Source organism: Methanoculleus marisnigri JR1, assembly GCF_000015825.1.
Classification (GTDB): Archaea; Halobacteriota; Methanomicrobia; order Methanomicrobiales; family Methanoculleaceae; genus Methanoculleus; species Methanoculleus marisnigri.
In genome coordinates, this window is the sequence record NC_009051.1 from 1,297,817 (window position 1) to 1,310,864 (window position 13,048).

The 13,048-nt window shown below is 63.2% G+C and carries 9 protein-coding genes; 4 read left to right on the forward strand and 5 right to left on the reverse strand.

All coding sequences use genetic code 11. The features are described from left to right. Positions 1-269: 269 nt before the first annotated feature. Positions 270-1,589 (reverse strand): hemolysin family protein, encoded by a 1,320-nt coding sequence (locus MEMAR_RS06445; protein WP_011844155.1) that lies wholly within the window; start codon positions 1,587-1,589, stop codon positions 270-272. A 111-nt stretch (positions 1,590-1,700) separates the two neighbouring features. On the opposite strand from MEMAR_RS06445, the gene MEMAR_RS06450 reads away from it, so the two are divergent. Next, entirely contained in the window at positions 1,701-2,189 is a 489-nt protein-coding gene (locus tag MEMAR_RS06450) for a redoxin domain-containing protein (protein WP_222702442.1), read from the forward strand. Between the two features lie 11 nt (positions 2,190-2,200). On the opposite strand, the gene MEMAR_RS06455 is transcribed toward MEMAR_RS06450, so the two are convergent. Continuing rightward, positions 2,201-3,496 carry a sodium-dependent transporter gene (locus tag MEMAR_RS06455; RefSeq protein ID WP_011844157.1) on the reverse strand — a complete coding sequence of 432 codons (1,296 nt, stop codon included), beginning with the start codon at positions 3,494-3,496 and terminating at the stop codon, positions 2,201-2,203. A 177-nt stretch (positions 3,497-3,673) separates the two neighbouring features. Here MEMAR_RS06455 and MEMAR_RS06460 point away from each other — a divergent pair, with 177 nt between their 5' ends. The 3 genes from MEMAR_RS06460 to MEMAR_RS06470 all read left to right on the forward strand — a co-directional run bounded on the left by MEMAR_RS06460 (position 3,674) and on the right by MEMAR_RS06470 (position 6,111). Then, positions 3,674-4,465, forward strand: a complete 792-nt coding sequence (locus MEMAR_RS06460; protein WP_143706346.1) for an N-formylglutamate amidohydrolase — start codon at positions 3,674-3,676, stop codon at positions 4,463-4,465. An 82-nt stretch (positions 4,466-4,547) separates the two neighbouring features. Beyond that, on the forward strand, positions 4,548-5,807 hold the full coding sequence (locus MEMAR_RS06465) for a RecQ family ATP-dependent DNA helicase (RefSeq protein ID WP_011844159.1): 1,260 nt from the start codon (positions 4,548-4,550) through the stop codon (positions 5,805-5,807). A gap of 79 nt (positions 5,808-5,886) precedes the next feature. Beyond that, complete coding sequence (locus tag MEMAR_RS06470; protein WP_011844160.1) at positions 5,887-6,111, forward strand: PspC domain-containing protein; 225 nt, start codon at positions 5,887-5,889, stop codon at positions 6,109-6,111. Between the two features lie 554 nt (positions 6,112-6,665). Here MEMAR_RS06470 and uvrB read toward each other — a convergent pair. From uvrB to uvrA, 3 genes are read right to left on the reverse strand one after another with little or no spacing between them, the layout of a single operon-like run. Continuing rightward, positions 6,666-8,594, reverse strand: coding sequence for an excinuclease ABC subunit UvrB (uvrB, locus tag MEMAR_RS06475; protein WP_011844161.1), 1,929 nt, complete (start codon positions 8,592-8,594; stop codon positions 6,666-6,668). After that, the gene (gene uvrC / locus MEMAR_RS06480) at positions 8,591-10,141 is read right to left on the reverse strand and encodes an excinuclease ABC subunit UvrC (RefSeq protein WP_011844162.1); all 1,551 of its coding nucleotides are present in this window, start codon (positions 10,139-10,141) and stop codon (positions 8,591-8,593) included. The genes uvrB and uvrC overlap by 4 nt, the downstream gene beginning before the upstream one ends. Next, positions 10,138-12,942, reverse strand: a complete 2,805-nt coding sequence (gene uvrA, locus MEMAR_RS06485; protein ID WP_011844163.1) for an excinuclease ABC subunit UvrA — start codon at positions 12,940-12,942, stop codon at positions 10,138-10,140. Before uvrA ends, uvrC begins: the two co-directional genes overlap by 4 nt. Positions 12,943-13,048: the final 106 nt, after the last annotated feature.

Here is a 13,048-nt window from a genome sequence, read left to right on the forward strand (position 1 = left end):
CAGCCCCACCCCCAGGGCGATACTCCCACTGAAGCCGTGCTTTGTGTAGTCACAAGAAATCGGCAGACTTGAAGGGCAGCAGCGCAAGCACTGGAGATGTGAGTTACGGCGGATATTACCAGAATTCGAGCACCGCCAGGTCGAGTCGATGTTCCGGGCAGAAACAGAGTATGAGACACCATCAGGCCTCGCATCGTACAATCCCCAAAACCCATCTCCGCGATGCAACCGACGACGCTTTCCGGAGAGAATTTCAGCGAGGCCAATAGTCACCCATTCTTCTCCTTCCCGGCCCCCGCCGGCGTGACGAGCACCTTATCGACCCGGTGGCCGTCCATATCGAGCACCTCGAACCGGAATCCGTTCCAGGCGAACCGGTCGCCGGCCTCCGGCGTCCGTTCGAGATACATCATCACGAACCCGCCGAGCGTCTGGTAGTAGCCGCGCCCCTCTCCGGGCAGGGTAGCCGCCACATCGAGGAGGTCGTGGAACTCGTCGACCGGGAGCATCCCGTCGAGGAGCCACGACCCGTCCGGACGAAGGACCGCCGGACCCTCTGGCGGGTGCTCGGGCGACGGGATGCCGCCGACGATCGACTCCATGATATCGTGGATGGTAACCAGCCCCTGGATACTCCCGTACTCGTCGGTGACGAGGGCGATCCGCGCCCCGGAAGTCTTGAACTCGTCGAGAACCGAGAGTGCCGGGACGCTCTCGGGCACGAAGAAGGCGGGATCGATGGCATTCGACAGGTCAGGGGATTCGCCCGCGATCATCCGCGCCCAGAGGCTGCGGACCGAGACGGTGCCGAGCAGGTTGTCGAGATGGTCGCGGTAGACCGGGAAATAGACATGCCCGGAATCCACCATCTTTTGCCAGTTCTCTTCGACGGGGTCCTCGACGTCCACGGCCACGATGTCGGGCCGCGGGGTCATCAGCACGCTGACCCGCCGGTCGGCGAGGCGGAAGATACTCTCCACCATATCCTGTTCCGCCTCCTCGAAGACGCCGGCCCGGGTGGCCTGCCCGATGAGAACCCTGACGTCCTCCTCCGTAACCTCGGGCTCCGAAGGTTTCCGAACCCTGAGCAGCATGAGGACCCCCTCGGTCGAGGCGCTCAGCAGCCGGACGAGCGGTGCAGCGATCAGCGAGAGGAGCCGTACCGGGCGCGAGACCAGCGATGCAATCCGGTCGGCGTGGGTCATGGCCACCCGTTTCGGCACCAGTTCCCCGACGACGAGCGTTAAGTAGGTGATGACGGCGACGACGGTTACGACCGCGAGCGTGCCGCTGTAAGGCGCGACCAAGGGAAATCGGGCAAACTCTTCTGCAAGAGGTCCCGCGAGCGTCGCCCCGCCGAAGGCTCCGGCCAGGATCCCGACGAGGGTGATGCCGATCTGGATGGTGGAGAGGAACTGCGTCGGATCCTGTGCAAGTTCGAGGGCGGTCGCCGCCCCGGCGTCGCCGCCCGCCGCTCTTTTCTGCAGGCGTGCCGTTCTTGCAGAGACGAGCGCGAACTCCGCCATCGAAAAGAAGCCGTTTGCGAGTATCAGGAGGACGATGATCGCAATATCGGTGGCAGGTGGCATTGTAACCCTTTTGCCAGCAGGAGCCTTAAACCTGCAGGGCTTCACGGGCGGGAGAGGAGCGTTCGTGAGAAATATTTATCGTCGCCGGGAGAGAGTCCCGCCCGGTGATACATGATGGTCGAGGTCGGCGATCAGGCCGGGGATTTCTCGATACCGGACCATAATGGGAACACGGTCAGGTTATCGGCGTTCCCGGGGAAGCGGGTTCTTCTCTCGTTCCACCCGCTGGCATGGACCCGTATCTGTGCCGGACAGATGAAGGCGCTCGAGGCGAACCGGGAGGCGTTCGAAGCCCTCGGTGCCGTTGCCCTCGGCATCAGCGTGGATTCCGTCCCGTGCAAACATGCGTGGGCCGAGAACCTCGGGATCCATAAAACCCGGCTCCTTGCAGATTTCTGGCCGCACGGTGCCGTGGCGCAGATCTACGGCGTCTTCGATAGCCAGAGAGGCTACTCCCGGCGGGCGAACATCGTCGTCGACGAGGTCGGGCGCGTCATATTCGTCGCGGAATACCCGGCGACGACGGTGCCCGACATGCAGGACGTCCTCGACGCTCTCCGGGCACAGGAGAGACATACGGAGGAGGTGTTGGAGGCGTAGCCCGGCCCCGTTCACCCCGTGCCCCGGAAGAAACTGCCGACGAGCGTGATCAGGAGAACGGCCGGAACGCCGTAGCGGATGAGCGCCATATAGACCTTCTGCTGCCACCCGCAGCCGCCGATCTCTGCATAGATCCGGGTGCGGGTCATGAACCACCCTCCGACGATGCTTATGATCAGCCCGGCCACGATGAGGCCGATCGTCCCGAATACGTAGTCGGCAAGGTCGAGGAACGGCATTCCAAGCGCTTCGAGGTTCAGGGCGGTGTAACTGAGGGCGGACGGAAGTCCGAAGAGCATGACCGCGGCGAAGACAAGAAGCGTGGCACGCTTCCGGGGGTAGCCGTAGGAGTCCATCAGCGCCGCCGTGGGAACCTCGAGCATGGAGACCGCCGAGGTGAGCGCCGCTGCAAAGAGCATCAGGAAGAAGAGCGTTCCGAGCACCATGCCGTACCGGATCTCCGTAAAGGCCGTGGGCAGGGTGATGAACGCGAGGTTCACCCCGGCTGCAGGGTCGAGACCCGCGGTGAAGACCAGGGGAAAGATCACGAGCCCGGCAAGGACTGCAATCAGCATATCGGCGGCGGCGATGATGGCGGCGTTCCGGAAGAGGGCTTCCCTTTTGAGGTAACTTCCAAAGGTGAGCAGGATGCCCATGCCCACGGAGAGCGAGAAGAAAGCCTGCCCGAAGGCCGCGATCCAGACGGCGGGGTCGGTCAGCCTCGAAAAATCAGGGGAGAGGTAGAACCCGATCCCCTCGGCCGCTCCGGGCTCCGTGAGCGAGACGGCCACGAGGAAGAGGAGGATCACGAGGAGAACCGGGATGAGATACCGGGAGGCCCGCTCGATCCCTCCCCGGACCCCCGACCGCACCGTCACATAGACCGCGAGTCCCGAGAGGAGGAAGAAGACGAGCGGGAGGTAGGAACCCGTAAACGCATCGAACTCCATCGGCTGGTTGAAGGCAAAGAAGAGCGCGTATGCGAGCACCCAGCTCGTGATCACAAGATAGTAGCCGAGGATCAGGCTGACGACCGCGACGATGACGAGACCGGCGGCGGCGAACCGCTGCCGTATCGAGCGGAAGGCGGATATGACCGATGTCCCTGTCGAGCGGCCGATGGCAAGTTCCAACACCATCAGGGGGAGGCCGAAGAGAAGGACGGCGATCAGGAACGGGATCAGAAACGCACCGCCCCCGTTGGCGCCCACGACGTAGGGGAACCGCCAGATGTTCCCGATACCTACGGCCGAGCCGATGCTTGCAAGGATGAAGCCCAGCGTTGATGACCACTCTTCTCTTTCCATATCACTCACCGCATGAGAACGGTTCCCTTTGGGTAAGGAGGAGTTCTGCCTTTATATTCATGCCCGCCGAGGGGTATCCCGACCACTGCACTTTTGTAGCGGGTGGCCCCATACGACTGCGGTCAGAAGCAGCATGAGCGTCAGTTCCCGGAAATGTCCCGGCAGGGGGGAAAGAGCGTGAACGGCCGGTACCCGTTCCTCGTCTCGATCCCCCACGGCGGCACCACCGTTCCACCCGAGCTCCGCGGTCTCGTCAACCTCACGCATAAGGAGATTGTCTTCAATAGCGACCCTTATACCCGCCGCCTCTACGGGTTCGACGATGCGGTGGAGGCGATGGTCGACTTCGACGTCTCGAGGGTCTTCGTCGACACCAACCGGGCGCCCTACGACTACCCGCCGCGGACTCAGGACGGGGTGGTCAAAGTCATCACGCAGGATGGAACCCCGGTATTCAGGAGGGGGCAGACGCCCGGCAGGGAACTGATAGGAACCCTCCTGCAGAACTACTACCACCCCTTCCACAAACGGCTGAGCGAAGCCCTCGATACCCGGCCGATCGAGATCGCTTTCGACTGCCACAGCATGCTGCCGGAATCACCGCCGGTCAGGATGGACGCCGGACGCCCCCGCCCGCTCTTCTGCCTGAGCAACCGGGGGGACCGGAACGGAAAACCGAAACGGGCGGGCGGTCTTGTGACCTGCTCCCCGGAGTGGCTCCAGGCGCTCGCCCGGTCGTTCCAGGCGGAGTTCGAGGGTGAGGGGAGGGTTGCGATGAACGATCCCTTCCGGGGCGGGTTCATCTCAGTGGCGCACTACCGGCGGCGGCGGATCCCCTGGGTCCAGGTCGAGATCAACCGCGGCCTCTACGAGACCGAAGACCGCGAGGCCGGGGAGGCGCGGCTCGCCGAACTCCGGGGGAGGATCTTCTCGGCCTTCGCCGGGTTCTGGGACGAGGTGTCGGGGTGAGGAACCTGCTCAATCAGGCCATATTCCACCGGAATTTTCCGGCCGAAGATACTATGCCGGTAGAGCCCCCACTTATATAGTGATGGATCGCCTGCACCTGATCCTCCAGCGCTACTTCGGGCATTCTGCGTTCAACCTCTACCAGCGGGAGATCATCGAAGACCTTCTTGCCGGGCGCGACGTCCTCGCGGTGCTCGCGACCGGAGGGGGAAAATCACTCTGCTACCAGGTCCCCGCGCTCGTCGGCGACGGTGTCGTGCTGGTGATATCGCCGCTCATCGCCCTGATGAAGGACCAGGTCGACGACCTGCAGGCCCGCGGGGTCGGCGCGGAAGCGCTGAACTCTTCCGGATCATATGCCGCGACGCGCCGGATCCTCTCGGAACTCAAAGAGGGGCTTATCCAGATCCTCTACGTCTCGCCGGAGAAGGCGGTCGGCGAAGATTTTATCGACCTGATGGCGTCCCTTCCGGTCACCCTGATCGCGGTCGACGAGGCGCACTGCATATCGATGTGGGGGCACCAGTTCCGCCCGGAGTACCGGTCGCTTTCGGTGCTCAAGGAACGGTTCCCCGGGGTGCCGATGGTTGCCCTGACGGCGACCGCGACCCCGGACGTCCGCGACGACATCGCGCGGCAGCTCAATCTTTCGGACCCTTCGGTCTACGTCGGGAGTTTCAACCGCGAGAACCTCCGCTACGTCGTCGTCGGAAAGGAGGAGGACGCGTACGAGCGGCTCCGGGCCTATCTGCGGGGCAGGAGAGGGGACGCCGGGATCGTCTATGTCGCAACCCGGGACGGGGCCGAGACGCTCGCGGCACGGCTCCGCGCCGGCGGGATTCCGGCACTCCCCTACCATGCAGGCATGACGGCGGCCGCCCGGAGAGAGACGCAGGACAGGTTCATCGGCGGGAAGGTTCCGGTCGTCTGCGCGACGAGCGCGTTCGGCATGGGGATCGACAAGCCGGACGTGCGGTTCGTCGTCCACTACGACATGCCCAAGACCCTCGAGGCCTACTACCAGGAGAGCGGCCGGGCCGGAAGGGACGGCAAGGAGAGCGACTGCATCCTCTACTACAGCGACGAAGATGCGCGGCGCCTCAGATCGTTCATCGACCGCGATCTTGCGTCCGAATTCCAGCGCAAGGTCGCACGCTCGAAACTCCAGAGCATGGTGGATTACTGCACCACGACGGAGTGCCGGAGAAAGGCGCTCCTCGGGTACTTCGGGGAGCGAATCGAGGAGCCCTGCAACGGCTGCGACGCCTGTGCTCCGGCAGGAAAGGCTCGTCCCCGGTCCGGGCGCAGGAAACGCGGTGCCACCCGCCCGGCATCCGGCTGAACCGGTGGGTTCCGGTGTCCCCCTTCCCCCGGGGAAACACCTATTATGCATACGGCAAAAGACTTTGCCGGGATTTGTCATGGCAAAGAAGTTAACTCGTTCGACGTCCGACCGGTGGATCGCCGGCATATGCGGCGGCATCGGAGAATACCTTGAGATCGATCCGAACGTCATCAGGATGATCTGGGTCGTCCTCAGCGTGCTCACGACGGTCTTCCCCGGCGTTCTCATCTACATCCTGCTCTGGATCATCCTGCCGGAACAGGGGCAGGCGCGGCCGGTCGAGGCGACGGCCGAGGTGTAAACAAGGACGGGGTGCGGTCCGGAGGCTGTGCCCGTTTTTTTTGGAGGACAGGCAGCCGTACCGCTAGGTTTCTCGAGATGTGGAAGTAAGGGTGATGCGCGTACTCAAGTGTCCTTGCTCACTCGTGCACGGCTTTCCAGTGGACTGCGCACCTCCGGTGCTCGTGCTCCTGTCCTTCGGCCAGTCGCATATCGCCACGCACTGCCCCCGCCCCCTAGGGCGGGGGAGGAGCGCGAAGCGCGGGTGGGGTGGGGTTCTTCCTCAATCACCCTAAAACACCTTGATTTCCTTACATTCCTGCCTTAAACCAGTCAATATTGCATCCGAAGAAAAAGAATGTCTAGAGGGAGCAAAGTTTGGGTATTGGCTGTTGTGAAGAGACAGGGGAGGGGGGCGAACCCCCCTCCCCGTCAGCCCCTCCCCCAGGGGCGATACTCCCACAGTCCAGTGTACCGGACTTTCAACCGTCTCGTCGGTTTCACTCACCAGCAGAAGGCGATTGCTTCCGTCACCATCACACCCCCTAAACCCTGTGACTTCGACGGGTCGAACCCCTACCGCCCTTTCCCTTCCTGCAGCCTCTTGATCATATCCCGCAGAGCAATCGCCCGCTCGAACTCCAGGCGCTCCGCCGCCTCCCGCATATCGGCCTCGAGTTCGATGATCAGGTTCGGGACTTCGGACTTCGGGACGTGTTTGATATCGGTGATATCGACCTCTTTTTCGCGGATCGGTTTTACGATCGTCTGCGGCGTGATGCCGTGCCGGACGTTGTAGTCGAGCTGCATCGCCCGCCGCCGCCCGGTCTCGGCCATCGCTTTCTTGATCGAGTCGGTCATGGTGTCGGCGTAGAGCACGACCTTCGCGTTGACGTTCCGGGCGGCCCGCCCGATGGTCTGGACGAGGCTTCTCGCGTCGCGGAGGAACCCTTCCTTGTCGGCGTCGAGGATGCCGACGAACCCCACCTCGGGGATGTCGAGCCCCTCCCGCAGGAGGTTGATCCCGACGAGGACGTCGTACTTCCCGAGACGGAGCTGCCGGATGATCTCCGTCCGCTCGATGGTGTCGATCTCGGAATGGAGGTAGCGGGTCTTGATCCCCTGCTCGGCGAGATACTCCGAGAGTTCCTCGGCGAGCCGCTTTGTAAGGGTCGTCAGCAGTATGCGGTCGCCGCGTTCGATGGTGGCCCGGATCTCCGTCATCACGTCCGGGATCTGCCCCTCGATCGGCCGGATCTCGACTGCCGGGTCGACGAGCCCCGTGGGCCGGATGATCTGCTCCGCGACGCTCGATCGTTTCAGTTCGTAGTCGCCGGGGGTCGCCGAGACGAAGATGACGTTTTTCATGTAGCCCGAGAACTCCTCGAACTTCAGCGGCCGGTTGTCGAACGCCGACGGGAGCCTAAAGCCGTAGTCCACGAGGGACTTCTTCCGCGAGTAGTCGCCGTTGTACATCCCCCTGACCTGGGGCAGGGTCTGGTGGCTCTCGTCGATCACCATCAGGAAGTCCTCGGGGAAGTAGTCAAGCAGGCAGTAAGGCTGTTCGCCGGCTTTTCTCCCGTCGAAGTGGCGGGAGTAGTTCTCGATCCCCTTGCAGGTCCCGGTCTCGCGGAGCATATCGATGTCGTAGAGTGTCCGCTGGCGGAGGCGATGCGCCTCGAGCATATCGAGGTTCGGGAGCCACTCCTCGAGTTCCTGCTCGATCGAGGCTATCGCCCGCTCCTTCTCCTCCTCGGGGGCGACGAAGTGCCTGGCCGGGTAGACGAAGAAGTAGTCCATCGCCTCCAGCCGCTCTCCCGAGGTCTTGTCGATCTCGCTGATCCGGTCGATCTCGTCCCCGAAGAGTTCGATACGGATGATGTTGTTGAAGTAGCCGGGGACGATATCGATGGTGTCGCCCTTCACGCGGAACCGGCCCGGCATGAGCTCGATGTCGTTTCGCTCGAACTGGATGTCGACGAGTCTCCTGATGATATCATCCCGCCGCATCCTGTCGCGGACCTTCATCTCAAAGCCCATCCCCTGGAAGTTTTCGGGGTTCCCGAGACCGTAGATGCAGGAGACCGAGGCGACGATGATGGTGTCCGGGCGGGAGAGAAGCGATGCTGTGGCCGCAAGCCGCATCTGCTCGATCTTGGGGTTGATCTGGGCGTCTTTCTCGATGTAGAGGTCGCGCTTCGCGATGTAGGACTCAGGCTGGTAGTAGTCGTAGTAGGAGACGAAGTACTCCACCCGGTTATCGGGGAAGAACGACCTGAACTCGTTGTAGAGCTGGGCGGCAAGCGTCTTGTTGTGGGCTATGACGAGGGTGGGCTTCTGGACCTCCTCGACGACGTTTGCTATCGTAAACGTCTTCCCCGACCCCGTGACCCCGAGGAGGGTCTGGTACTGCTCGCCGCGGGAAAGCCCGTCGGTAAGTTTCCGGATCGCGTCGGGCTGCGAGCCGGTTGGCTTAAAATCCGCTTTAAGGTGAAATGCCGTCATGGTACCACCGTCTTCTTCCGGAGCGTTCTGTGATACGTGATCGCGAACCGGTGCGCCTCGTCGCGGATCTCCTGGAGGAAGAGCGACGCCTTCTCGTGCTTCTCAAGCGGCAGGGGGTGGGAGAAGCCCGGCACGAAGACCTCCTCCTCGCGCTTCGCGATCGCCGCGATCGGGACCTTGATCCCGAGGTCTCTCAGCACCGCGGTTGCCGCCGCAAGCTGCCCCTTCCCGCCGTCGATGAGGATCAGGTCGGGGAACTCGCCGCCCTCCTTCTGGAGCCGCGAGTATCGCCGGCGGACCACCTCGGCGATGGCCGCGAAGTCGTCGACGCCCTCGACCGTCCGTATCCGGAATCGCCGGTAGTTTCGTTTGTCGGGCTTCCCCCAGAGGAACCGGACCATCGAGCCCACCATCGCCGTCCCGGAGAGGTGGGAGATATCGAAGCACTCGATCGCGACCGGGAGGTCCGGGAGGTGCAGGTGGCGTTTCAGTTCGTCCAGTTTGATCCGGTCGCCGAAGAACGCGATCTCCACGTTCTTTTTGACCAGGTCGAGCAGATTCTTCTTCTCGCCCCGCTGCGGCACGACCACCCGGACTTTAGTGCCCCGGAGGTGGGAGAGATAGCCGGCGACCGCGTCGTCGACCGGCACGGGCAGGATCACCTCCTCCGGCGGCTCGTGGTCGGCGTAGTAGCGGGCGAGGAACTCCTCCAGGAACCCCTCCGTCTCGTCGAAGGTGTACTCGCGCTTCCCGGCAAGCGTTCCCCGGTCGACGTTGAAGAGCATCAGAAAGACGGTTCCCTCGCTTGCGATATAGTTGACGATATCCTCGTTGTAGGTCTTCTGCCGGTCGACGTGCTGGCGTTCGCGCAGCCCCTCAAGGGCTGTGATCTGGTTGCGGAGCTCCATCGCCCGCTCGTACTCCTGCCGCTCTGCCGAGGCTGCCATCTCCTCGCGGAGCGTCCGGATGAGCCCGGCGATATCCCCTTTCAGGACCGCTTCGGCCCTCCTGACCCTTTCGCGGTATTCGTCCTCGCCGATCCTTCCCGTGCAGGGGGCGCTGCACGAGCCGATGTGTGCACGGAGGCACGGGCGGCGGGGGAGGCGCCGGCACGACCGGAGGCCGAAGAGCGATTTTAAGAGGCGCAGCAGGTCTTCGCGCTCTCGTGCGGAGACGAAAGGCCCGTAGTACCGGCCGTTCCCATCGGGCTGGCGGGCGGTGTGGATCCGGGGGTAGGGCTCGTCGGTGATATGGATGTAGGCGTACCGCTTCGCGTCCTTGAGGTCGATGTTGTACTTCGGCTGGTGCTTCTTGATCAGGGTGTTCTCGAGGATGAACGCCTCGACCTCGTTGTCGGTGACGATGAAGTCGAGGCCGGCGATCGCGGCGACGAGCCTGCCGGTCTTCGGATCGAGGTCGTGCCGGGAGAAATAACTCGATACCCGGCGCCGGAGGTTCTTCGCCTTCCCGACATAGATGATGGTCCCCTCACTGTCGGAGAAGAGGTAGCATCCGGGTTCGGTCGGAAGACTCTGGGTATCGATCATGGCTTCTTGAGGATCTCCTTTAAGAACGCGCCCGTGTGGCTCCCTTCGACCAGGGCAACCTCTTCGGGGGTTCCGACCGCGACGACCTCGCCGCCGGCGTCCCCGCCCTCGGGGCCGAGGTCGATGATGTAGTCCGCGGACTTGATCACGTCCAGGTTGTGCTCGATAACCACCATCGTGTTCCCCCGGGCCACCAGATCGTCGAGGACGGCGATCAGGTTCTTCACGTCGTGGAAGTGCAGCCCGGTCGTCGGTTCGTCGAGAAGGTAGATCGTCTTTCCCGTGGCCCGCTTTGCGAGTTCCCGGGTCAGCTTGATCCGCTGCGCCTCGCCGCCCGAGAGAGTGGTGGAACTCTGGCCAAGTTTGATATAGCCGAGCCCGACCCTCGAGAGGGTGTCGAGCCTGTTCCTGATCGAGGGGACGTTCTCGAAGAGATCCATCGCCTCCTCGACGCTCATGTCGAGGACGTCGGCGATGGACTTGCCCCGGTACTTCACCTCGAGGGTCTCGCGGTTGTAGCGCGCCCCCTTGCACTCCTCGCACTCGACGTAGACGTCGGGGAGGAAGTTCATCTCGATCTTGATGAGACCGTCGCCCTGGCAGGCCTCGCACCGCCCGCCTTTGACGTTGAACGAGAACCGGCCGGGCTTGTAGCCCCGGACCTTCGCCTCCTTCGTTTCGGCAAAGACCTTCCGGATCTCATCAAAGACCTTGGTGTAGGTCGCCGGGTTCGAGCGCGGCGTCCGCCCGATGGGGCTCTGGTCGATGACGATCACCTTGTCGATCTCGTCGTCGAAGGCAAGGTTGCCGTGTTTACCCGGGGGTTCCCTTGACGCGTGGAGTTTCTGCATCAGCGCCCGGTAAAGCGTCTCGTAGATGAGCGTGGACTTCCCCGACCCCGAGACCCCGGTGACGACCGTCAGGACGCCGATGGGGATGTTCGCGTCGATGCTCTTCAAGTTGTTCTCCCGGCAGCCCGCAAGGCGGATGAACCGGTCGCTCTGCCGGCGGGTCGTGGGGACCTCGATCCTGAGGTCGCCCGCAAGGTAACGGCCCGTGAGCGAGGTGGGGGCTCGCGCGATAGCGTCCGGCGGCCCTTCCGCGACGATCTCGCCGCCGTGGAGCCCGGCCCCGGGCCCCATGTCCACGACCCAGTCGGCGCTCCGGATCGTCTCCTCGTCGTGCTCGACCACGACGAGGGTGTTTCCCAGGTCGCGGAGGTGCTGCAGGGTCTCGAGGAGTTTCCGGTTGTCCCGCTGGTGCAGCCCGATGGAGGGTTCGTCGAGAACGTAGAGAACCCCCGTGAGGTTCGACCCGATCTGCGTCGCGAGGCGTATCCTCTGCGCTTCCCCTCCCGAAAGGCTCCCGGCGCTCCGCGAGAGGGTCAGGTAGCCGACGCCGACCTGCTCCAGAAACTCGAGCCGGGCGATGATCTCTTTTAAGACCTGCTTTGCAATCTCGCGCTGGCTCTCGGTGAGGTCCAGCGTCCGGAAGAACGAAAGCGCTCCCGTAACCGAAAGGTCGGTGACCTCGACGATGGACTTCCCGGCGACCTTCACGGCAAGCACCTTGTCTTTGAGCCTCTTGCCCCCGCACTTCGGGCAGGGGAGGACCCGCATGAACTTCTCGAGTTCGCGGCGACGGTACTCCGACTGGGTCTGGTGGTAGAGCCGCTCGGCCTGCGGGGCGAGGCCTTCCCACGTCCCGGAGTGCGACCACGAGTCCCCGTTCCTCGTCCTCATCGAGAGGCGGAGTTGCTCCGGCGAGCCGAACATCAGGGCATTATACTGCCGCTCGGTGAGGTCCTTGATCGGCGTTAAGACCGAGAACCCGAAGTGTTTCGCGACAGCGCCGAGGTACTGGCTCCGGTAACCGTCGAGGAAGTTCCGGTAGAGCATGACGGCGCCTTCGGCGATGGACTTGCTCTTGTCCGGGATGATCAGGTCCGGATCGAACTCCATCTTGATCCCGAGCCCGTTGCACTCCTCGCAGGCGCCGAAGGGGCTGTTGAAGGAGAACATCCGGGGCTGAAGTTCCTCGAACGCAATTCCGCATACCGGGCAGGCCATGAGCGCCGAGCAGGTCTCTTCCCGGCCATCCTCGCCGACGGCGATGACGAGCCCTTCGGACTTTGCAAGGGCGTTCTCGATCGCCTCAACGAGCCTCGACCGCTCGTCGACGCTCAGTCGGTCGACGACCACATCGATGTCGTGCTTGCGGTAGCGCTCGAGGGTGATCTCCTCGTCCGTCCGTCGGATCTCGCCGTTGACCCGGACCCGGGCGTAGCCTTCCCGGTCGAGGTCCTTGAAGACTTGCTGGTAGGTACCCTTCTTCTGCCGGATGACCGGGGCGAGGATGGTGACCGTCCCGGCCATCGTCGAGGCGATGTGGTCGGCTATCTTCTCCGGCGACTGGGCCTCGATGGGGATATGGTGTTCCGGGCAGAACGGCGTCCCTATCCGGGCGAAGAGGAGCCGCAGGTAGTCGTAGATCTCGGTGACCGTGCCGACGGTGCTCCGGGGATTTTTCGACGTCGTCTTCTGTTCGATGGAGATGGCAGGCGAGAGCCCGTCGATGCTGTCAACGTCGGGCTTCTTCATCAGCCCGAGGAACTGCCGTGCATACGCGGAGAGCGACTCCACGTAGCGCCGCTGCCCTTCGGCGTAGATGGTATCGAAGGCAAGCGTGGATTTCCCCGATCCGGACACGCCGGTGAGGACGATGAGCCGGTCGCGCGGGAGTTCGACGGTGATGTTGTTGAGGTTGTGCTCCCGCGCCCCCTTGATGGTGATCTTCTTCATTCTCCTGTCCTGATAACTTGATCTTCTGAGCTCATAGGCATTTGCGATCCAAAATTTTTAAATACTACCCGGGCGTTTCGCCCGCGACCGGGACCATCCCGGTGAG